This window comes from Sinorhizobium sp. KGO-5 (assembly GCF_036245905.1).
GTDB classification, from domain to species: Bacteria; Pseudomonadota; Alphaproteobacteria; order Rhizobiales; family Rhizobiaceae; genus Sinorhizobium; species Sinorhizobium meliloti_A.
The window spans coordinates 490,048-510,087 of record NZ_BDIZ01000001.1 but is presented as its reverse complement, the minus strand read 5'-3'; the positions used below and the strand labels follow the sequence as shown (position 1 = coordinate 510,087).

Genomic DNA, 20,040 nt, shown 5'->3' with positions numbered 1-20,040 from the left:
TGCAAGTCTCCGGAGGATCGGGATGTTAACCTGCCCCCTTGGATTACTTTTGGGGCGGCATCCATGCGCTACTCAGCACTTTCCATCCTCCTGAACGGTCTGCGCGGCAACCGGAACTGGACGCCGGCATGGCGCCAGCCCGACCCGAAGCCCCATTACGACGTGATCATCGTCGGCGGCGGTGGCCATGGCCTGGCGACGGCCTACTATCTCGCAAAGGAATTCGGCATCGCCAATGTCGCGGTGCTGGAAAAGAACTATATCGGTTCGGGCAATGTCGGCCGCAACACGACCATCATCCGCTCGAACTACCTGCTCCCCGGCAACAATCCGTTCTACGAGCTCTCCATGAAGCTCTGGGAGGGGCTGGAGCAGGATTTCAACTTCAATGCCATGGTCTCGCAGCGGGGCGTTCTCAACCTCTTCCATTCCGACGCTCAGCGCGACGCCTATACGCGGCGCGGCAATGCGATGCGGCTGCACGGGGTGGACGCGGACCTTCTCGACCGGGCGGCCGTGCGCAAGATGCTGCCCTTCCTCGATTTCGACAATGCCCGCTTCCCCATTCAGGGCGGGCTCCTGCAGCGCCGCGGCGGCACCGTGCGTCACGATGCCGTCGCCTGGGGCTATGCTCGCGGCGCAGACAGCCGCGGCGTCGACATCATCCAGAATTGCGAAGTGACCGGGATCAGGCGGGAAAACGGGCGCGTCATCGGCGTCGAGACCAACCGCGGCTTCGTCGGCTGTGGAAAGCTGGCGCTGGCGGCGGCAGGCAATTCCTCGCAGGTCGCCGAAATGGCCGGACTGCGCCTGCCGTTGGAGAGCCACGTGCTCCAGGCCTTCGTATCGGAAGGCCTGAAGCCGTTCATCGACGGCGTGGTCACGTTCGGCGCCGGGCATTTCTACGTCTCGCAATCGGACAAGGGCGGCCTGGTCTTCGGTGGCGATATCGACGGCTACAATTCCTATGCCCAGCGCGGCAACCTCGCGACCGTGGAACACGTGGCGGAAGCCGGCAAGGCGATGATCCCGGCCTTGTCCCGTGTGCGCGTGCTGCGTTCCTGGGGCGGCATCATGGATATGAGCATGGACGGCTCGCCGATCATCGACCGCACCCCGATAGACAATCTCTACCTGAATGCCGGCTGGTGCTATGGAGGGTTCAAGGCCACTCCCGCCTCGGGATTCTGCTTCGCCCACCTTCTCGCCCGGGGCGCGCCACAGAAGACCGCCGCAGCTTTTCGTCTCGACCGTTTCGAGCGCGGCTTCCTCATCGACGAAAAGGGACAGGGCGCTCAGCCCAACCTTCACTGATTTCGCGCACCAAGGAACATCCGAAATGGCAAGCCTCGTGCCCTGCCCGAATTGCGGGCGAAGACCCAAGGAAGAATTCACCATCAAGGGCGCGGCCCTGTCGCGACCGGCGGCTGACGCGGAACCGGCCGATTGGTTCGACTACGTCTATCTGCGCGACAACCCGCGCGGCGCCTACGAGGAATACTGGCACCACACGTCCGGGTGCCGCCGCTGGCTCGTCGTTGCCCGGGACACCGTGACGCATGAGATTGCGGCGTGCGACCATGCGGCCGACCGCTCTCGATCGGAGGCGCGCAAATGAGCTCCTACCGTTTGCCGAAACGCGGTCTCGTCGACCGCAACGCCCCGCTCTCCTTTACCTTCGACGGTCGCCCCCTGCAGGGCCTCGAAGGCGACACGCTCGCTTCGGCATTGCTTGCGAACGGGCGGATGCTCGTCGGCCGCAGCTTCAAATACCACCGGCCCCGCGGGATCCTGACGGCGGGGGCCGCCGAACCGAACGCGCTGGTCACGGTTGGCCGCGGCGGCCGCGCCGAGCCGAACACGCGCGCCACCATGCAGGAGCTCTACGAGGGCCTCGAGGCGCGGAGCCAGAACCGCTGGCCCTCGCTCGACTTCGATATCGGTGCGCTGAACGGTCTACTGTCACCCTTCCTCGGCGCCGGCTTCTACTACAAGACTTTCATGTGGCCGGCGCCGCTCTGGGAGAAGCTCTACGAACCGGTCATCCGCAAGGCTGCCGGCCTCGGCAAGGCAAGCTACGAAGCGGATCCCGACGCCTATGAGAAGAGCTGGGCGCATTGCGACCTGCTGGTCATCGGCGCCGGCCCGACGGGGCTGGCCGCTGCACTTACCGCCGGCCGCGCCGGCGCACGGATCATTCTCGTCGACGAGGGCTCGCTGCCCGGCGGCTCGCTCCTGTCCGATACAGCGACGATCGGCGGCAAGGCGGCGGCTGATTTCGCCCGCGACGCAAGCGACGAATTGCGGTCGATGCCGAATGTCCGGGTCCTGATGCGGACGACCGCCTTCGGCTGGTATGACGGCAACGTCTTCGGCGCGGTCGAGCGCGTGCAGAAGCATGTGCGGGAGCCCGCCAGCCATCTGCCCGTCGAGAGGCTGTGGCGGATCGTTGCCGGAAAGGCCCTGCTTGCGACAGGTGCCGAAGAGCGCCCGCTCGTCTTCGGCGGCAACGATCGGCCGGGCGTGATGATGGCAGGCGCGATGCGCGCCTATCTCAACCGCTACGGCGTCGCCCCGGGCCGGGCGACCGCCATCTTCACCACCAACGACAGCGGCTATGCGCTCGCGCAGGACCTCGAAGCCGCAGGCGTCGACGTTGTCGCCATCGTCGACAGCCGCCCTGCGGCCGGCGTCGGCTATCGCGGCAAAGCGCGCCTCGTCCGGGAAGCGGTCGTGTGCGGCACCAAGGGCGGCAAGGCGATCTCGGCGATCGAAGTTCATCACGGCGGTCGAACGGAAACGATCGCGGTCGATGCGCTCGCCATGGCGGGCGGCTTCGACCCGGTCATCCACCTTGCCTGCCACCGAGGCGGCAAGCCCGTCTGGTCTGCGGAAAAGGCGGCGTTTCTCGCGCCCGGGAGCTTGAAGGGGCTCGAGGCTGCAGGCGGTGCCGCAGCGACGACGGGCCTCGCTGCCTGCCTCGGGGAAGGCGCCGCACGAGCTGAAGCCATCGTCAAGGAGTTCGGTCTGCCCTGCCCGCCGGTCGCCCTTCCCAAGGTCGAGGGCGACGAAGGCAGACATTCCCCTACCCCGCTGTGGTCGATCCCCGGGGTCAAGGACAAGGCCTTCGTCGACTTCCAGAACGACGTGCATCTCAGGGATATCGGTCTGGCCGTCCGCGAAGGCTACAGCCATGTCGAGCTTGCCAAGCGCTACACCACCACCGGCATGGCCACGGACCAGGGCAAGCTCTCGAACGTCAATGCGATCGGGTTGATCGCCAAGGCACGCGGCGTCTCGCCCGCCGAGGTCGGGACGACGACCTTCCGCCCTTTCTACACGCCGGTATCCTTCGGTGCGCTGACCGGCGCGCATACGGGCCATCATTTCCAGCCGGTCCGCAAGTCGCCGCTTCATGACTGGGCAAAGAAACACGGTGCCGTCTTCGTCGAGACGGGTCTCTGGTATCGATCCTCCTGGTTCCCGCTGAACGGTGAGCGGACCTGGCGGGAGAGCGTCGAGCGAGAGGTCCTGAACGTACGGAAGAATGCCGGACTCTGTGACGTCTCGATGCTCGGCAAGATCGAGATAACGGGAAGCGACGCCGCCGAATTTCTCAATCGCGTATACTGCAACGCCTTCCTCAAACTGCCCGTCGGAAAGGCGCGTTACGGGCTCATGCTGCGCGAGGACGGCTTCATCTACGACGACGGCACGACGAGCCGACTCGAGGAGAACCGCTTTTTCATGACGACCACCACCGCCTATGCGGCCGGCGTCATGAACCACCTCGAATTCTGTGCGCAGGTGCTCTGGCCGGAACTGGACGTGCGTCTTGCCTCCATCACCGACCACTGGGCGCAAATGGCGATTGCCGGTCCGAAAGCACGCATGATCCTGCAGAAGATCGTCGACGAGGATATATCCGACGCGGCGTTTCCGTATCTTGCAGCGAAGGAGGTTTCGCTGTTTGGCGGCGCCCTTCACGGCTGCCTCTTTCGCATTTCCTTCTCCGGCGAGCTCGCCTACGAACTTGCGGTTCCGGCCGGCTACGGGGAAAGCGTCGCCGATGCACTCCTGGAGGCGGGGAAGGATCACGGCATCATGCCTTACGGCGTCGAGACGCTCAGCGTTCTGCGCATCGAAAAGGGCCATGTGACGCACAACGAGATCAACGGGACCGTCGTGCCGGCCGATCTGGGCTTCGGGAAAATGGTTTCGGCCAGCAAACCGGATTTCGTCGGCAAGGCGATGCTTCAGCGGGAGGGGCTGACTGCGCCCGACCGGCCGCAGCTGGTGGGCCTCGTACCGCTCGATCCGCTGCAGTCGTTCCGCAGCGGCTCGCACATTCTCGCCAAGGGGGCGGCAGCCACCCTCGAAAACGACGAGGGCTATGTCACCTCCAGCGCCTATTCTCCGCATGTCGGATCCACCATCGCGCTGGCGCTCGTCAAGAACGGCCGCAACCGTCACGGCGAAGAGGTGCTGGTCTGGAGCGGCCTTCACGGAGAATCCACGCCTGCACGTCTCTGCAATCCGGTTTTCTTCGACCCTCAGAACGAGAGGCTCCATGTCTGAATTCCGTCCAACCCTTCGCCCGGCGCTCGGCAGCAAGCAGACGGTCGCTTTCGCCGATTTCAGGCTCTCGCCACTTCCGGAAGGCACGATCATCCATGTTCTCGCCCGGCCGGGTCAGGAGGACATCGTGCCCTTTCTCGGCAGGTTCACCGACGCGGCTCCGCACGCTTTGCGCCCGGTTTCGCCCGACCAGTGGTTCATCATCAGCGACGCACCTATCCCGCATCAGGAAATGAAGAGCCTCTTTGCCGCCCTCGAACCGCGCGCCACCGGTGTCGATCAGAGCCACGGCCGCGTCCGCATCCGGATCGAGGGAAAGATGGCGCATCGCGCGCTTTCGAAAGGCACGGCGCTCGACCTCGATCCGTCCGCGTTCCCGATCGGGCAGTGCGCGGTGACGCTGATCGGCCATATCGCGGCCCATGTCACCCGCGTCGGAGCGGAAACCTTCGAGATCATCGTGCTGCGCGGCTTTGCAGAGAGTCTTTGGGACGACCTTGCCCGAATGGGCCTGGAATTTGGCTGAACCCCACTGTCGGATAGCGAACATGGCGACGATCATCGACGGCAAGGCCGTAGCGGCTTCCATCAACGGCGCGATAAAAGACGCAAATGCCGAGCTGCAGCAGCAGACGGGCAAGAAAACCGGACTTGCCGTCATTATCGTCGGCGACGATCCCGCAAGTCATGCCTATGTCGGCGCAAAAAGCCGCATGGCCAAGGCGTGCGGCTTCTTTTCGGTCCAGCATACGCTGCCGAAGGAAACGACGCAGCAGGAGCTTGCGGACCTGCTGCATCAACTGAACGGCGATGACTGCATCCATGGCATTCTCGTGCAACTGCCCTTGCCGGAACATCTGGACGCAGATGCCATCATTCAGTCGATCCGGCCCGAAAAGGACGTCGACGGCCTGCATGTCGCCAATGCCGGAAAGCTCGCAACCGGCGATCTGGAGAACGGCTTGATCTCCTGCACCCCGGCAGGCGCGATGGTCTTTGTGCGCCGCGTACACGGTCGCGATCTTTCCGGCCTGAATGCGCTGGTCATCGGTCGTTCGAATCTCTTCGGCAAGCCGATGGCACAGCTGCTGCTGAATGCCAATGCGACCGTAACGATCGCCCATTCCCGCACCACCGATCTGGCTTCGATCTGCCGCAACGCCGATATCGTGATCGCTGCGGTCGGCCGGCCCGAGATGGTCAAAGCGGACTGGTTGAAGCCGGGCGCCACCGTCATCGATGTCGGGATCAATCGTGTTCCCGCACCTGAGAAGGGGGAGAACAGGACGAGGCTGGTCGGCGACGTCGCCTTCGCGGAGTGCGCACCTTTTGCATCGGCTATTACGCCGGTCCCCGGCGGCGTCGGGCCGATGACCATCGCCATGTTAATGGCCAACAGCGTGATTGCAGCTCACAGAGCGTCCGGCCTGAAGGTGTCCGACCAGCTCTCGAAGCTGATATCCGGCTGAGCCCGCGCCCAGTACCGTCGATCAATACGGTCCCACCGAGCGGTGTAAATCCTTCGACGAATAGTCCAGCGACGGTCCGCCAAAGGGATCGGACCGTCGCTGGCTCATTTAGCTATTTGCCTCCGCCGGCTGAGCGCAAAGCAGCTTCGATCTTGCTCAGATTGAACGAACCAGGCGATTGGCTGGGAGGATAATCCTTCATCGTCTGCAGGAACTTCGCTGCCATGCCTTGGATCGGCACGATGACGAAGACGCGCTCCAGGAACCAATCATTGTAGGTGTTCGAATTGTGCTGCGCTTTCTCGAAGGGATCACGGCGCAGGTGAAAGAGCAGCGGCACACGCAGCTCGGTGAAGGGTTCGCGCCAGACACCGAAGGCTTCGCCCCGATTTTCCAGGAAGACAACTTTCCAATCGTCGTAACGCGCCGCCACGACCTGACCATCGTCGTTCACGTACCAGAACTCACGACGCGGTGACTCGTTGACCTTGCCTTCCAGATAATCGAGCTGGTTGTGGCCGTCGATGTAGTTGCGGTAATGACGGCCGTTCAGATCGACCCCGTCAAGAAGTTTTTCCTTGATGTCCGGTGCCCCCGCGATGGCGGCGAAGGTCGGCAGCCAATCCTCGTGCGAGACGATACCGTTCAACGTCTTTCCGGCCGGGAAGCGACCGGGCCAGCGCACAAAGGTCGGAACGCGATAGGCTCCTTCCCAGTTCGAGTTCTTCTCGCTTCTGAAGGGCGTCGTGGCGGCATCCGGCCATGTATTGTAGTGAGGCCCATTGTCGGTGGAGTACATGACGACGGTGTTTTCGGCGATGCCGAGATCGTCCAGAAGCTGCAGCAGTTCGCCGACCTGCATGTCATGCTCGACCATCCCGTCATGGTACTCGTCGCCGCTCGGTCCCGATATCCCGGTATTGGACTCTTTCACATGCGTACGAAAATGCATCCGCGTGGCGTTCCACCAGACGAAGAACGGCTTCTGCGCCTCATGCTGACGTGAGATGAAATCCCGGGCCGCAGCGAGGGTTTCGGCATCGACCGTTTCCATCCGCTTTCTCGTCAGCGGCCCGGTGTCCTCGATCTTTCCGTCCGCGCTGGCCTTGATGACGCCGCGCGGGCCAAAATTCTTTCGAAAGTCCGTGCTTTTCGGATAGTCGCGGTTCTCAGGCTCTTCCTCGGCGTTCAGGTGGTACAGATTGCCGAAGAACTCATCGAAACCGTGGTTGGTCGGGAGGTGTTCGTCGCGGTCGCCCTGGTGGTTCTTGCCGAATTGACCCGTGGCATATCCTTGGCTTTTCAGGACGGTGGCCATCGTCACGTCGCTCTCTTGCCAACCTTCCTTCGCACCCGGTAGACCCACCTTCGTCATGCCGGTGCGAACGGGGACGTTGCCGCCGATAAAGGCGGCCCGACCCGCTGTGCAGCTTTGCTGACCGTAGTAATCCGTGAACGACAAGCCTTCCTGGGCAATCCGGTCGATGTTCGGGGTCCTGTAACCCATCATGCCACGATTGTTGTGGCTGATATTCCAGGTACCGATGTCATCTCCCCAGATGACGAGAATGTTGGGCTGTTTCCCGCCGGAAGCTGCCGGCTGTTGCTGAGCCTTTGCAGTGCCAACGCCCGTGACACCGCTTGCGGCAGCTGCAGCAAGCATCGTGCCGCCGAGCAGGAGGCTTCGACGATCTAAAGACAAGGAATCCTGCACTTTCTCGCGCTTTTCGGCATCTGGAGGGCTCATGCTTTGCTCCTGAATAGATAAATAGGTGTTTTCCGATGCGCGGCTTGCATCCCTGCACATCAAGGCGTGGCCTTGCCGTGACAGCTCCCTGGAGCTGGAAACCGTTCCCAAGCTCGAGTGCCGGCACACGTAAGCCGGCCAGATTATCGGTCGGACGTACGGGCATGAGAAGTTGGACCAAGGGGCAATGCGACGGCGAGAGCCCGCCCGAGTAGACCTCCGGGCGTTGCGGCGTGAGGAAAATGGTTTCCACCGGCGCACGCGAAGTGAGAAAGGAAATTCTCTAGAGATACATGCCCAGGCAGAGAATCGAAACGGCCAGCATCGGCAACCGTCGACTCTTCACGCGAAACATGGGGGCGATTGCGAGGGCTGCGAGAGAGACGACCGCTGCGGCAAGAACGCTTCCGGCAGAGAGATACAGACCCAATGCTCCGACGAAAACCGCGGCTCCGACAGTCGTCTCGGCCGCGGATTCCCAGTTAAGGGATCCAGGGCGAAAAGCGGAAAGAAACGCAGGGCCGCTCAAGCCTAGAGCGAGCCAAATCAGCACAGAAGAGGAGAAGCCGAAGAAATCCAAGTTGCACCCGTACCGACTGTGGTCGTGTTAGGGCAGCAATTTACGTGCCAACTTCCAGCCTCTCCTGGAATGGGCCGCAGCAGCGAACGAACATCGCGCGATGCGATAGGGATCGCTACGCCGAGGCACTTCTCCTCGATCCGCGTCATCGCGCCCGGTCACACTGGCCCATTTCCGAAATGTCGCTGGAACCACACAGAAATCCGTCCGTGCTATTGCTTCGCCCTTTTTATAGGCACATAAGCTTCGAAAAATAAGCAACTGCATCCGACGCTCCCGAATGATTGTCCCCCCTCCGCCACACGAAGTTCGAAAGTCCGGCCGTTTGCCGAGATTCAAGCTGTTCTCGCCGATTCTGGCGGGTGCAACGCTGAAAGAGCGCTTGATCGGCTGTATCGGAGCGTTGATCGGGATTTGTGTCACCGGCCTGGTATGCGGGTTCGTTTTTGGGGACGACCCCCAGCTGCCGCTGATCGTTGCGCCCATCGGCGCCTCTGCCGTCTTGCTCTTTGCCGTGCCGGCCAGTCCGCTCGCGCAGCCTTGGTCGATCATCGGCGGGAACACGATCTCCGCCCTGATCGGCGTCTCCGTGACCTATATCGTGACGGACCAGATGCTTGCCATCGGCCTCGCAGTCGCTCTGGCGATTCTTGCGATGTCGCTCACGCGATCGCTTCATCCGCCAGGAGGCGCCGCCGCGCTGACGGCTGTCATCGGTGGAGCCGCGGTCGCGCGCTCAGGTTTTTGGTTCCCGTTCATACCCGTTGCGATCAACTCCCTGATCCTCGTCGGATTGGGCATTGTGTTTCATAGGCTGGCCCGCCGCCAATATCCTCATCGACCCGGAATTGCGCCGGTGAATACACATGCGACGGCGGATCCCCCACCTGCGCTTCGTGTCGGCTTCAATTCCGAGGACATAGACTCGGCAATCGCGCGGTTGAATGAAACACTCGATATCAGCCGGGAGGACATCGATGCCCTCTTGAGGGAAGTCGAACTGCAGGCCCTCGTCCGACAGAGGGGAGAGTTGACTTGTGCCGACATCATGTCCCGCGACGTCGTAACCGTGCCCGGCGACACGACCCCCGAGCATGCACGATACCTGTTGTTGAAGCACGACATTCGTACACTTCCAGTGCTTGACGAGAACGAGAAGCTTCAGGGTACGGTGGGCCTGCGGGAGCTCGCCGGCAAAGAGCCCGGCAGCAAACTGCCGATAAGCGCGGCAGCTACCGCCAGGCCATCCGACCCTGCGATCGGCCTGCTCCCCCGCCTGACGGACGGGGCGACACACGCCGTCGTCATTCTCGACGACGGCGGCAAGGTTGTGGGCATCATATCCCAGACCGATCTGCTCGCGACTTTGGCCAAAAGTCTCTCGCATAATGGTCTGTCCGAAATAATGCAGGGCAACGGGCAGGGTATCTGAGGCGTCGAGCCGTGGATATTATATGCAGGACCAGGCCGTCCGGGCGCTAGATGCGTGTTTTTGGCGCCGGTGCCCGGTCCGAGTCACCCGAATTGGGTTCTCCCTTTGGCTCGATTAGAAGAACCTTGACCTCCGTCTCTGCCCGGGGACGATGCACAACGCCTTTCGGAACCACAAACAGCTCGCCAGCTCTGACCACCTGAGAGGGTTTCCCTTCGATGTCCATAATCATTTCGCCCTCCAGGACGTAGAAGAAATCGTCCGTGGTCTCATGCTTGTGAAATGGGTATTCCCCTTTAAACTTGACGACCATGACATCGTTGTCGTTGTAATCGGACACGACGTGCGGATCCCAATGGCTCGAAAACAGAGCCAGCTTCTCGGAAATATTGATTGGTTTCATCGGATATCCTTTCGGCTGTTCGCCGCAACTATCGGTGAAGGTGATTTGATCCGACGCGAGTTCTCCGACCCGCTTCAGACGCCGGCACTGGATGCGGCGGCCCTCAATCCCGCCCGAATGCGATCCAGCATAGACCGATCTGCCTTAGCTGAGGAAACGAGATAAGCGGGGTAGGCAAATTCCGGACTGTTGGGAACGAGCTCGAGACTGCCGTCCGCAAGATAGGGCCGAACGAAGCCCTGCCGAAAATATCCGGATCCGCCGACTGCCAGAATGTAGTCGAGAGCAAGCGGCCCATAACTGATCGCCACCACCGGACTCGGACCGCCCGGAAAAGCCGCCCTATAGCTGCCGGCAAAATCCTCTCCCCAATCGATGCCAACGAGGTCTTCCGGTCCGGGCGGCTGCGGCATGGCCGTCGTGCGGACGAAAACGAGTTTTTCCTCGAAAAGCAGCTCCGTAAGCGTGCCTGGACGATTTGGCGCTCCATAAAGGACCGCCGCGTCAAGTGAACCGTCCTGCACGAGCTCCATCAGCCGCTCCGATCTGTCGATCGACGTTCGAATGGCCACGCTGGGGCATTCGCGGCGCATCCAAAAAAGCCAATGCTTCAACAGTGGATCCCACAGACTGAGCTCCGCACCGATCGTCACCATGGCCTCGCGCCCCGGGGGCAAAGCGACCGTGGTTCGCGCCGCCTCCCATACTTGCACCAGGCTCGTCGCAAAACGGAAAAACTGCTCTCCGGCGGGGGTCAGCCTGGCACCGGCCTTGTTCCGAATGAACATGGGCCTGTCGAGTTGTTCCTCGAGCACGCGAATTCGCGCACTGACTGCGGTCTGGGAGATGTTCAGATTGGCAGCGGCATTCACGAAACTTCCTGTCTTGACCACCTCGAGGAACGTACGCGCAATGCTGATGTCCATCTTCGCCCCGCGCAAATAGCGTCGCCACGTCAGCCTGACTGCCGGCGGCACGCATTCATCAAATAAGTGCAGAATATTTGCGGTTAACCAGCAATTCAATTCGTTTGTCAGCGGAATTCCCGCTTGCCATCCTGGTCCGCGTGCCTCGGCTGATCCCGACCAGCCACGCTGCTTTGCTGCCATCTGATGAAGGGCCCTACTGCCGATGTTCGAGCGAAAATCCTCTGACAGAGCCGAAACCACGGCTGCAGCCCACGGGGTCGCGACCGACCCGGCATTCGGCTCCGTGGTGCCGCCACTATACTTGTCCAGCACCTACGAGTTCGCCGGTTTCGACACGCCGCGCGCCTATGACTACGGCCGCTCTGGAAATCCGACCCGTGACTTGCTGGCGCAAGCACTTGCGAAGCTCGAGGGAGGCGCCGGCGCGGTCGTCACGCCGAGCGGCATGGCCGCGCTCGACCTCCTGTTAGGGCGCTTGAGGCGAAACGATCTCGTGCTGGCACCACATGATTGCTATGGCGGTACATTGCGACTGCTGAAGGCGCGTGCCGATCTGGGGCACCTCACATTCCGGCTTACCAACCAGAGGGATCTCGGCGGATTCGAGGCCGCACTAGCGGATGCTCCGGCTCTCGTCCTCATCGAGAGCCCCAGCAATCCCCTGATGCGCGTCACCGACATTGCCCGATTGTCCAGTCTCGCCAAGGCGGCAGGCTCCGCCGTGGCCGTCGACAACACGTTTCTCTCCCCCGCTCTCCAGCAGCCCCTTTCTCTCGGAGCCGATTACGCCATTCACTCGGCGACCAAATTCCTGAACGGGCATTCGGACGTCATCGCCGGTGCGGTGATCGCTGCCGAGCCACAGGAGGCACGTGATCTCAAGCGCTGGGCCAACGTCACCGGGGCAGTCGCTGCACCTTTCGATGCCTGGTTGACTTTGCGCGGGCTGAGAACGTTGTTTGCGCGAATGTCCAGCCAAGAACGCAGCGCCATGACGATCGCCGAATATCTCGACGCCCATCCTGCGGTGCGGCACGTCCACTACGCGGGGCTTCCGGATCACGCAGACCACGAAGTCGCAAGACGGCAGCAGCGCGGCTTCGGCGCCATGATGAGTTTCGAACTTGAAGGGGGCGTTCCCGCCGTTCGGCGGTTCCTGGCACATGTTCGCTGCTTCACATTGGCCGAGTCGCTTGGAGGGGTCGAAAGTCTCGTAGCTCATCCGGCCACCATGACCCATCTCGACATGGGGGCTGAAGCCAGAGAGAGCGCGGGTATTCGCGACGAGCTTCTCAGACTTTCGATCGGGCTGGAACACATTGACGATCTTCTGGAAGGACTTGAACTTGGATTGGGCGCCTGTTGAGCGAAGATCGATTGAGGAGGTAGACAGGGATGGACATCGACGATGATATTCCGCCGACTTTTGCGTCGCCACCCTGCTTGATGCACGAACTCGACCCGGCCTATGCGGGCCTGACATCCGACCGGTCGATCTGTGCCGATGTCAGGCGGTGGCGGACAAGCGAACGGGCTCGCCTCATCGCGCAACGCCTGGCCATATCTCCCGACCTTCGGGCCGCTTGCGAAGCGCAGATCGTCAGCCGTCTACTTGCCGAGATCGGACAGGTGCGCGGGCGTGTGGTCAGCGTCTACTGGCCGTTTCGGGGTGAGCCCGATCTCAGACCGCTGATGCGGCAAATAGCCGATGACGGCGGCCGATGTGCGCTCCCGGTCGTGGTCGAAAAAGGACAGCCTCTGGAGTTTCGCATCTGGCGGCCAGGCGACAAACTCGTCCGTGGTATCTGGAACATACCCGTCCCGGCCAAGCCTGTTTCATGCACCCCCGATATCGTCGTCGCCCCGGTCGTGGGCTTTGATCCGTCGTGCTATCGGCTTGGTTATGGCGGGGGCTATTACGACCGGACACTGGCGGCAATGGCGGCGACGCGCCGCGTGCTGGGCGTTGGTTTCGCACAGTCGAGGATAAGGACTATTTATCCTCAGGCGCATGACATCCGGATGGACGCCGTGGTGACCGAATCGGGCACAGATCATGCTAGCGTGCGTTGAATTCCGATTGGGCAGCGGGATCGAATCGAGAACGTGGCGCCTTGGCGAAAATTGTTCTAGCTTTCTCCGCGGGCTTGGGTCGACTTGTGAACGGCTGCGGATCGGGTGTCGCGATGGACGAGCAACGACGGAGCTACCGGCAACGGCTCATTGCGCTGGCCGCCGCCAGTATCGGCACTCTGGCGGCCAGTGCGATCTCCTACGGAGCGGCGATCTATCGCGCCGCCAATCCCGAACCCCTGCGCGCCGCCGGGCCGGGCGAGACGGTCGATACCGGGCGATGGCATGTGACGATCGCCGGAGCCCGCGTGAGCGATGTCCCCCCTTCCGGCAGGAGACCGCCCGAGCCGAAAACTTTCCTGCTTGTCGATTTCGAGGCCGGCAACCGCTCGGCGGCGACCGCCCACCTGCCGGCGAAACTGCTCACCTTTGCCGGCCTGGAGGCGAAACTTGCTTCCCCCACCTTCTATTTGACACGGGACAAGGCGTTCAGCCCCGGCCTGCACCCGGGCATGCCGGAGAGTTTGACCGCCGTATGGGAATGGCCGGCGGGGGAAATGCCGCCGCGTGAGCTGAACCTGCTGATCGGGAGCCAGATCTACAAGAAACGCGACAATCTCTATGGCGCCTCCAACTGGTTCGACGGTGATCCGGTGGCGGTGGTGTCCCTGACTGTTGAGCAGGAAGCGGCGAGGGCAAGGCAATGAAGGCCTTCGCAAATATCGTCGCCCTGCTCCTGGCGACGGCGGCGCTCTACGGCATGCAGCACTCGGCGCCCTCCTACAGCGAAATCCTGTCGCCCGTGGCGGTGCCGGCCGCGCAGGGAAAACCGGCGCAGGCCGAACGCTTCGTCTTCGGGGTCGCCAAGGTGCATCTCGCCCGCCAACTGGTCGCTTCGCATTTCGGCGAGCCGCGTACCTACACCACCTCCGGAAAATGGCTTGTCGTCGAAGCGGCGGCGAAGGCGCAAGACCGATCGGTATCGCTGACCTCGGCTGCGTGGCGCGGCCCTTCCGGCCTGCGCTTTGCCATGAGCACGCGCATCGGCAGTTCGCTCGGGCTGTTGGGTGCCGAGCGCCTGGAGCCCGGGATTCCACGCCCGGTTCTGCTGATATTCGAGCTGCCCGAGGACCAGATCGAGGGCGGTACACTGCTGGTCGCCGAGACCGCGCTGACTCCCCTGTCCGAGCAGGTGGAGATCGCCATGGACAGCGTGCCGCCGGAAAGCAGGCACGAGTCCCTCACCCTTGCACGCGGCGGCCGCATCATGCCCTGGTCGCTGGAGTTTCAGCAATGAGCGCACCGGCTTCGTCACGGGAGAGAACGAGCTACTGGATCAGCCTCGTATCGCTGCTCGCCGCCGTGCCGCTCGCGGTCCTCGTCGGGTCCCGGGGCGAATTCGCCGCATGGCTGCAACCGCGCATGCAACCACCTGTGACCGTCGAGCGCGACGGCAGCGGGCAAGGCGCCGGCGGCAGCTGGCGGCTCACATCGCTGCGCCGCCTGCCGGGAACCTTGCCGGACACGAGCCTCATGCTGGCGGAAATCGACGTCTCGGTCCAGGCAGCGGACGTCTTGAAGCAGGCCTTGCCCTGCGCGCTCTCGCTGACGGATGGCGCTGGCCGCCGCTGGGACCCGCTGCCGCTGCCCGGCCGTCTTTTACGCCAGGCTGATCCGGCAATTGCCGACAGGCCGCAATGCACGACGCTGACGATCGGTGAGGCCGGCGAGGCGTCGCTTCGCGTGGTCGAGCTCTTTCTCGTGCCGCGGCAGGCAGACGGGTTCACCCTGTCGCTTGCCCTGACCGGCTCGCCTCCGATTCTCTTGAAATAACGCTTTTCCGGGTACCATAAGCCTGCGCGTCGCCGGCTTCGCCGGATCGGGACATTGCGTATTCCAGCATGGCGGCCAGCAGGGCGATCCGCACCGGACCGAAAAGGATTCCGCCGTCGAGCTCGGTCGGACTGCCGACGAGAACGGCCAGGACGTCGCCTATCCGCTGCCAGGTTTCGAGGTCGTGCGGGCCGAGATGACGGGTTGCGCCGTACCACGCCCAGGCGGGGAGCCAGCTGGTGGCGCGGTAAAGCACGACGAAGGCGAGCAACGTCCCGAGACCGGCGCCGAGCACCGTGCGCAGGCAGGCCCAGACCGGCCGGTAGCGGGTCCGATAGCCTCCGAGGAAGTGGGCGGCGAAATCGGCCAGCCATTTGCGTAGCGTGGTGGCGCGAGCGGGCGGCGACGGAGCGGCGACGGGTTTTGCCGAAACGTCGTAGCCATAGACGATGGCAGCCATTACGAGCCAGACGAGCGGCAGGAGGGCGTAGAAGAACAGTTCCTGCGCCTGCGTGACGAATCCAGGTTCCTGGAACTCCACCGCAGTGCCGCCCGCTGCCGCGTGTGCTTCCATGGAAAATCCGGCGATGCCGGCTTCCACCGCATCGAGAAACGCGCCCGCGCCGAGCCAGCTTATGAAGTCGTCCTTCCATCTGTCCAGCGCATAGAGCCCGATGAAGATCCAGCTCGCGTCCGCCGCCACGATGACGAAACGCAGCCACGGCAACTGCAGGCGCCCGTTGGCGCGCTTGGCAAGCCATCGCACGAACCAGCAGGCGAGGATCGCCGCAATCAGGCTGCGCGAGCGCAGGAGCTCGAAAATCTGTAACCGTTCTCCCAGCGCCACCCGATCCAGGGCGAGACGCGAATACTCGCGCACCGTGTCGCCGAGGAAGCCCCACGCGGCGTAATAGGCGAAGAACGGCAAGATGGCTGCGGAGGCAATCACCAGAAGGCGATTCAACTGCCGTTCCTTCTTCGTCGAGCCGGCAGCTGGCGCCACGCCGCGCAACGCGGCGAGCACCGGCAGGCCGGGACGCAGGATCGCGAACATCGCAATGACGACCAGCAGCTTGACGAGGACGACAAGCGACAGCGTTACCATTCCGCCAAGGGGGGTTTTCAGGCCGACGCCGACCGCAGCCTCGAGGAGCAGGACACGCGCGATATATCCGAGCGTCGCGGCAAGCAGAAGCTGCGGCCAGAAACGCGCAAGAAGGCGCGCCGTCAATGCCGCCAGTCCGCCGATATCCTTGAGCATCCCCATGCCCCGAACCTAACCATAACCTTCCGGGCGCTCAACCGGGCAAATAGATGGAAAGTGGCGGTCCTCGGGGCTGCACTACGGAAGGATTGAACGCCCCGTATTGCTATGCTGAAAGCGACCCTGCAGACAGCCGCCGTAACTCGACCTTAAACGCGACGTGGCAGGCAACATCAGTATCAGCCGCGCTAACTTGCGCGAAGCCCGGAGGCAATATAGATCGCGTCCAGCGCCTTCATGTTGCCGATGGCATCCTGGCCGCCTGTCGGCAGCGAAGCCCCATTGTTTACCGCGTCCACGAATGCAGCCAGTTGGTAGTCGTAGGTGGTGCCGGCAGCTAACGTGAACTCGCCCTCGACCCGAAGCAATCCCCGAAACGGCGGGCTGGCGATGTCAGCAACCAGTTGCGCTTCAACCCCGCCTGCAAAGCGCATCGCCACCTCCATCCGCTGATCGACGTTCAGCGGCGTAAGCTCGGCATGCGCGGAGAGGATCTCGGGCTCCTGGCCCATGAAGCTGCGCAGCCAGTGCAGCGGATAGCATCCGAGATCCATCATGGCTCCGCCACCCTGCGCCGGGTCGTGCCGGATGTTGTGCGGATCGAACGGGATATCGACATGGAATTCCGCCCGCAACGCGCGGATCTCCCCGAGCGCTCGCGATGCCTTGCGCGCAAGAAGATGCAGGAAGACGGGATGGTAACGGTCGTGGAACGCTTCGGCCAGCACTCTCCCGGCAGTCCCGGCTGCCTCGACCATCACCTCCGCCTCGTCGGCCGTCATCGCCAGAGGTTTTTCGCAGAGCACATGCTTGCCGGCCTTCAGCGCCTTGATCGACCACTCGGCATGCGCGGCCGGCGGCAGAGCATTGTAGATGATGGTGATGTCCGGATCCGACAGGAGCTCGTCATAGCTTGAATAACCCTTCGTGATCCCATGCAGCCGCGCATAGTCCTCGACAGCGGCGCGACGCCGGGAGGCGACCGCATCGATGACGCAGTCGTCACGACGACGCGCTGGCTGAATGATGGATCGCGGCGCGATGCCGGCCGCGCCTAGAATACCGATCTTGTGCATCGGTCTGCTCCTCAATCGAAAAAGGCGTGGTCTTCCGGCGACAGGTAGGCTTTGGCGCGGTCGGCGATGATCTCCACGCCCATGCCCGGCCGATCCGGAACGTCGATCATGCCGTTGGTCACGATCGGAGCCGGGAACCCATCGACCAGATCCGTCCACCACTCCGGATCCGCCGTCGTGTATTCAAAGGCGATGAAATTGGCGGGGAGGGTCGCAGAAACCTGGACCAGGGCCGCCAGCCCCAGCAGCCCGTTCGCGGTCCCATGGGGGGCTACGGTGATGCCATGCAGATCCGCGTATTCCGCGATCCATTTCAGTTCAGCGATTCCCCCTACGTCGGCGGGGTCCGGTCCGATCACGTGAACGGCGTGGGATTCGATCAGGTCCTTGAAGTTCTGGCGCAGATAGATCTGCTCCCCGGTATGAATAGGCGTCGTCGAGCATCGGGTGAGTTCCCTGTAGACGCCCGCATTGACCCAGGGCGTGTAGTCCCCCGACAGGAGATCCTCGAGCCACAGGAGGTTGAAGGGTTCGAGCATCCGCGCCAGACGGATCGCGTCCGCCAGCATCCAGCCCGGTCCGCAGTCCAGCGCCAGCCCCACCGTGTCGCCAGCCACCTCCTTCATGGCCGCTACGCAGTCTACGAGATGCTTGAGGCCTTTTTCCGTGACTGGACCCCGATCGAGAGCGCCGTGAAAGGGGCTGGCGCTCGGCTCCCCATAGTAGAAGTTCGGCACTTCGCGCTTCATCGGCGAATGAAAGCCGATCGGCTGCTTGATGATGGTGAAGCCCTCCGGCAGGGCCATCATCTTCGCGATGTCGTCGGCATAATCCTGCGGTTCATGGCCGGCGAAGGGAAATCGCATCGAGCCGTTGTAGACCCGCACCCGGTCACGCACCTTCCCACCAAGCAGCTTGTGGACGGGCAGGCCCGCCGCCTTTCCGGCAAGGTCCCAGAGCGCCATTTCGATGACGCTGACGGCACTCCCCCAGGGCTTGAACCCGCCTCTCTGGCGAATCTTCAGCATCACCCTCTCCACGAGGGTGGGGTCTTCACCGATCAGCGCATCGCGGAAGGCCATGATGTGCGGCTTCAGGTAGGGCTTCCAGGTTTCCGCCTGGGCGAAGCCCGATATGCCTTCGTCCGAAACGATCCGGACGATCGGGCTCTTGCCGATGACGGCACATTTGATGTCGACGATTTTCATGCGGGCTCCCCCCAAGGCACAATTCAGACTGGAATGACGGCACTGATGGCCTTGGCGGTCTCTATCGCAGCCAGGCGGATCTCCTCCATGCGGCTGGGCTGGGTGCCGGCCAGGAACGGCACGCTGACCGCCGCCAGCATCCTGCCGCTGCGCGTGAACACCGGCGTTGCGAAAGCCTGGATGCTGGGGGCGTTCTCCCCCTTGTCCTGCGCCCATCCGAGGCGCCTGATGCGGGCAAGTTCGCTGCGCAGCCGTTTGGGATCCGTGATGGTCTTAGCGGTGAAGGCAACGAGCGGACGCGCGAGCCAGTAATCCAGGTCTTCTGGCGGCAGATAGGCGAGCAGCAGCTTGCTCGCCGCGCCGGCATGGATGGGCATGCGCTGCCCCGGCGCCACTGTCAGGGCATACTCCCGCTTGCCCTGGGCTGTCGCGAGAACAAGGATTCCCTCCTGATCGAGGATGCTCAGCTTGACCCCCTCGCCCAGTTCGGCGGCCAGCTTGTCGAGATACGGCTGGCAGAGGGCGGCAAGGTCGAACTCCGTCGCCCGGACGCCGACATGGGCTGCAAGCGACAGCAGCCGGCGTCCCAGGTGATAGCTGCCCGTGTCATCACGGTAGACAATGTCATGTTGCTGCAGCGAGTTGAGAATCCGGTAGATGGTCGTTCGGGGAAGCTTGAGCGCCTCCGTCAATTCGCTGATCGAAAGTCCCCTGTCCTTGCGTTCGATCTCGCACAGCACATCCATCATCCGGTCTATGACCGGGATCGTGTGCTTGCTCACGCCATCTTCTGCGGCTTCGCTCATCGGCACCTGCCCTGTTGACAAAACTCAGTCCGTCATTAGCATACATATATGAACTGTCAAAGTTCATATTTGGATAGCCGAAGGAGGCGGACGTCCGAATTCGGTTTCACGCTGACATGCCGCGAAAGTGCACCCGCACGGCGACAAAACACCCCAGCGAAATGAAAACCACCAGCACCCTCCCTCATTGGCCAAGTACAGGGGCTCAGAATGCTGACCGTTTCCGCAATTACCCATGTCGCCATAAGGGTGCAGGATATCGACCGCACCCTCGATTTCTACATCAACAAGCTGGGCTTTTCGGAGCTTCTGCGCCTCGACCGCGACGGGCGCCTCTGGCTGGTCTATCTGCGCATCACCGACGATCAATATCTTGAGGTCTTTCCGGAGGGCCGGGGCGGAGACGCTCCAGGAGCGGAGGCCGTGGGATACAACCACATGTGTCTTTCCGTCCCGAGCATAGATCAGACCGTCCGCGAGCTTGAAGCCGCTGAAATTCCGCTCTTCCGACCGAAGGTCCAGGGCGCCGACGGCAATTGGCAGACTTGGATCGTGGACCCGGACGGGCATCGCATTGAGCTTATGGAGATGGCCTCGGACGGAATGCAGGCGAAGGCGATTGCCCGCCTCCGGGGGAACTGA

The 20,040-nt window shown here is 62.7% G+C and carries 20 protein-coding genes; 12 read left to right on the top strand and 8 right to left on the bottom strand.

Translation table 11 applies throughout. The features are described from left to right. Window positions 1–63: 63 nt before the first annotated feature. From BHD07_RS02360 to folD, 5 genes are read left to right on the top strand one after another with little or no spacing between them, the layout of a single operon-like run. Window positions 64–1,314 carry a sarcosine oxidase subunit beta gene (locus tag BHD07_RS02360; protein ID WP_275597055.1) on the top strand — a complete coding sequence of 417 codons (1,251 nt, stop codon included), beginning with the start codon at window positions 64–66 and terminating at the stop codon, window positions 1,312–1,314. A 25-nt stretch (window positions 1,315–1,339) separates the two neighbouring features. Then, window positions 1,340–1,618, top strand: a complete 279-nt coding sequence (locus tag BHD07_RS02355) for a sarcosine oxidase subunit delta family protein (protein ID WP_100669955.1) — start codon at window positions 1,340–1,342, stop codon at window positions 1,616–1,618. Further along, complete coding sequence (locus BHD07_RS02350; protein WP_338277450.1) at window positions 1,615–4,578, top strand: sarcosine oxidase subunit alpha; 2,964 nt, start codon at window positions 1,615–1,617, stop codon at window positions 4,576–4,578. The genes BHD07_RS02355 and BHD07_RS02350 overlap by 4 nt, the downstream gene beginning before the upstream one ends. Next, window positions 4,571–5,104, top strand: a complete 534-nt coding sequence (locus BHD07_RS02345; RefSeq protein WP_100669957.1) for a sarcosine oxidase subunit gamma family protein — start codon at window positions 4,571–4,573, stop codon at window positions 5,102–5,104. The genes BHD07_RS02350 and BHD07_RS02345 overlap by 8 nt, the downstream gene beginning before the upstream one ends. Before the next feature lie 22 nt (window positions 5,105–5,126). Beyond that, window positions 5,127–6,047, top strand: a complete 921-nt coding sequence (folD, locus tag BHD07_RS02340) for a bifunctional methylenetetrahydrofolate dehydrogenase/methenyltetrahydrofolate cyclohydrolase FolD (RefSeq protein ID WP_100669958.1) — start codon at window positions 5,127–5,129, stop codon at window positions 6,045–6,047. Between the two features lie 112 nt (window positions 6,048–6,159). Here the strand turns inward: folD and BHD07_RS02335 are convergent, their stop codons facing one another. Further along, window positions 6,160–7,710, bottom strand: coding sequence for an arylsulfatase (locus tag BHD07_RS02335; protein WP_375341882.1), 1,551 nt, complete (start codon window positions 7,708–7,710; stop codon window positions 6,160–6,162). A 367-nt stretch (window positions 7,711–8,077) separates the two neighbouring features. Further along, the gene (locus tag BHD07_RS02330) at window positions 8,078–8,374 is read right to left on the bottom strand and encodes a hypothetical protein (protein WP_100669960.1); all 297 of its coding nucleotides are present in this window, start codon (window positions 8,372–8,374) and stop codon (window positions 8,078–8,080) included. Between the two features lie 280 nt (window positions 8,375–8,654). Between BHD07_RS02330 and BHD07_RS02325 the strand changes: the two genes are divergently transcribed. After that, entirely contained in the window at window positions 8,655–9,806 is a 1,152-nt protein-coding gene (locus tag BHD07_RS02325) for a CBS domain-containing protein (protein ID WP_275597058.1), read from the top strand. A 46-nt stretch (window positions 9,807–9,852) separates the two neighbouring features. Here the strand turns inward: BHD07_RS02325 and BHD07_RS02320 are convergent, their stop codons facing one another. Together BHD07_RS02320 and BHD07_RS02315 are read right to left on the bottom strand one after the other, a co-directional pair. After that, window positions 9,853–10,209 (bottom strand): cupin domain-containing protein, encoded by a 357-nt coding sequence (locus BHD07_RS02320; protein WP_100669962.1) that lies wholly within the window; start codon window positions 10,207–10,209, stop codon window positions 9,853–9,855. A gap of 74 nt (window positions 10,210–10,283) precedes the next feature. Then, window positions 10,284–11,135, bottom strand: a complete 852-nt coding sequence (locus BHD07_RS02315) for a LysR family transcriptional regulator (protein ID WP_100669963.1) — start codon at window positions 11,133–11,135, stop codon at window positions 10,284–10,286. Window positions 11,136–11,340: 205 nt separating this feature from the next. On the opposite strand from BHD07_RS02315, the gene metB reads away from it, so the two are divergent. From metB to BHD07_RS02290, 5 genes are all read left to right on the top strand, one after another. Further along, the gene (gene metB / locus BHD07_RS02310; protein WP_100669964.1) at window positions 11,341–12,504 is read left to right on the top strand and encodes a cystathionine gamma-synthase; all 1,164 of its coding nucleotides are present in this window, start codon (window positions 11,341–11,343) and stop codon (window positions 12,502–12,504) included. 29 nt (window positions 12,505–12,533) lie between these two features. Further along, entirely contained in the window at window positions 12,534–13,211 is a 678-nt protein-coding gene (locus BHD07_RS02305) for a 5-formyltetrahydrofolate cyclo-ligase (RefSeq protein ID WP_100669965.1), read from the top strand. A 74-nt stretch (window positions 13,212–13,285) separates the two neighbouring features. Further along, on the top strand, window positions 13,286–13,918 hold the full coding sequence (locus BHD07_RS02300) for a hypothetical protein (protein WP_100669966.1): 633 nt from the start codon (window positions 13,286–13,288) through the stop codon (window positions 13,916–13,918). Then, a complete protein-coding gene (locus BHD07_RS02295; protein WP_100669967.1) occupies window positions 13,915–14,508 on the top strand; it encodes a hypothetical protein in 594 nt (197 codons plus the stop codon). The genes BHD07_RS02300 and BHD07_RS02295 overlap by 4 nt, the downstream gene beginning before the upstream one ends. Beyond that, a complete protein-coding gene (locus tag BHD07_RS02290) occupies window positions 14,505–15,044 on the top strand; it encodes a hypothetical protein (RefSeq protein WP_100669968.1) in 540 nt (179 codons plus the stop codon). The genes BHD07_RS02295 and BHD07_RS02290 overlap by 4 nt, the downstream gene beginning before the upstream one ends. Here BHD07_RS02290 and BHD07_RS02285 read toward each other — a convergent pair. The 4 genes from BHD07_RS02285 to BHD07_RS02270 form a co-directional block, all read right to left on the bottom strand. Then, a complete protein-coding gene (locus BHD07_RS02285) occupies window positions 14,995–16,311 on the bottom strand; it encodes a hypothetical protein (RefSeq protein ID WP_198516601.1) in 1,317 nt (438 codons plus the stop codon). The two genes, BHD07_RS02290 and BHD07_RS02285, sit on opposite strands and share 50 nt — an antisense overlap. A gap of 185 nt (window positions 16,312–16,496) precedes the next feature. Continuing rightward, entirely contained in the window at window positions 16,497–17,384 is an 888-nt protein-coding gene (locus BHD07_RS02280; protein WP_338277439.1) for a Gfo/Idh/MocA family protein, read from the bottom strand. A gap of 11 nt (window positions 17,385–17,395) precedes the next feature. Continuing rightward, window positions 17,396–18,592 carry a mandelate racemase/muconate lactonizing enzyme family protein gene (locus BHD07_RS02275; RefSeq protein ID WP_100669970.1) on the bottom strand — a complete coding sequence of 399 codons (1,197 nt, stop codon included), beginning with the start codon at window positions 18,590–18,592 and terminating at the stop codon, window positions 17,396–17,398. A 23-nt stretch (window positions 18,593–18,615) separates the two neighbouring features. Next, on the bottom strand, window positions 18,616–19,398 hold the full coding sequence (locus BHD07_RS02270; protein WP_100669971.1) for an IclR family transcriptional regulator: 783 nt from the start codon (window positions 19,396–19,398) through the stop codon (window positions 18,616–18,618). Between the two features lie 210 nt (window positions 19,399–19,608). On the opposite strand from BHD07_RS02270, the gene BHD07_RS02265 reads away from it, so the two are divergent. After that, complete coding sequence (locus BHD07_RS02265) at window positions 19,609–20,040, top strand: VOC family protein (RefSeq protein ID WP_100669972.1); 432 nt, start codon at window positions 19,609–19,611, stop codon at window positions 20,038–20,040.

Bases quoted from the DNA above. Each gene is read 5' to 3' on its own strand.
- BHD07_RS02360 (WP_275597055.1), top strand. From the start codon at position 64: ATGCGCTACTCAGCACTTTCCATCCTCCTGAACGGTCTGCGCGGCAAC.
- BHD07_RS02355 (WP_100669955.1), top strand. From the start codon at position 1,340: ATGGCAAGCCTCGTGCCCTGCCCGAATTGCGGGCGAAGACCCAAGGAA.
- BHD07_RS02280 (WP_338277439.1), bottom strand. From the start codon at position 17,384: ATGCACAAGATCGGTATTCTAGGCGCGGCCGGCATCGCGCCGCGATCC.
- BHD07_RS02270 (WP_100669971.1), bottom strand. From the start codon at position 19,398: ATGAGCGAAGCCGCAGAAGATGGCGTGAGCAAGCACACGATCCCGGTC.
- BHD07_RS02285 (WP_198516601.1), bottom strand. From the start codon at position 16,311: ATGGGGATGCTCAAGGATATCGGCGGACTGGCGGCATTGACGGCGCGC.
- BHD07_RS02320 (WP_100669962.1), bottom strand. From the start codon at position 10,209: ATGAAACCAATCAATATTTCCGAGAAGCTGGCTCTGTTTTCGAGCCAT.
- BHD07_RS02305 (WP_100669965.1), top strand. From the start codon at position 12,534: ATGGACATCGACGATGATATTCCGCCGACTTTTGCGTCGCCACCCTGC.
- BHD07_RS02265 (WP_100669972.1), top strand. From the start codon at position 19,609: ATGCTGACCGTTTCCGCAATTACCCATGTCGCCATAAGGGTGCAGGAT.
- BHD07_RS02315 (WP_100669963.1), bottom strand. From the start codon at position 11,135: ATGGACATCAGCATTGCGCGTACGTTCCTCGAGGTGGTCAAGACAGGA.
- BHD07_RS02335 (WP_375341882.1), bottom strand. From the start codon at position 7,710: ATGCTTGCTGCAGCTGCCGCAAGCGGTGTCACGGGCGTTGGCACTGCA.
- folD (WP_100669958.1), top strand. From the start codon at position 5,127: ATGGCGACGATCATCGACGGCAAGGCCGTAGCGGCTTCCATCAACGGC.
- BHD07_RS02290 (WP_100669968.1), top strand. From the start codon at position 14,505: ATGAGCGCACCGGCTTCGTCACGGGAGAGAACGAGCTACTGGATCAGC.
- BHD07_RS02325 (WP_275597058.1), top strand. From the start codon at position 8,655: ATGATTGTCCCCCCTCCGCCACACGAAGTTCGAAAGTCCGGCCGTTTG.
- BHD07_RS02295 (WP_100669967.1), top strand. From the start codon at position 13,915: ATGAAGGCCTTCGCAAATATCGTCGCCCTGCTCCTGGCGACGGCGGCG.
- BHD07_RS02345 (WP_100669957.1), top strand. From the start codon at position 4,571: ATGTCTGAATTCCGTCCAACCCTTCGCCCGGCGCTCGGCAGCAAGCAG.
- metB (WP_100669964.1), top strand. From the start codon at position 11,341: ATGTTCGAGCGAAAATCCTCTGACAGAGCCGAAACCACGGCTGCAGCC.
- BHD07_RS02350 (WP_338277450.1), top strand. From the start codon at position 1,615: ATGAGCTCCTACCGTTTGCCGAAACGCGGTCTCGTCGACCGCAACGCC.
- BHD07_RS02275 (WP_100669970.1), bottom strand. From the start codon at position 18,592: ATGAAAATCGTCGACATCAAATGTGCCGTCATCGGCAAGAGCCCGATC.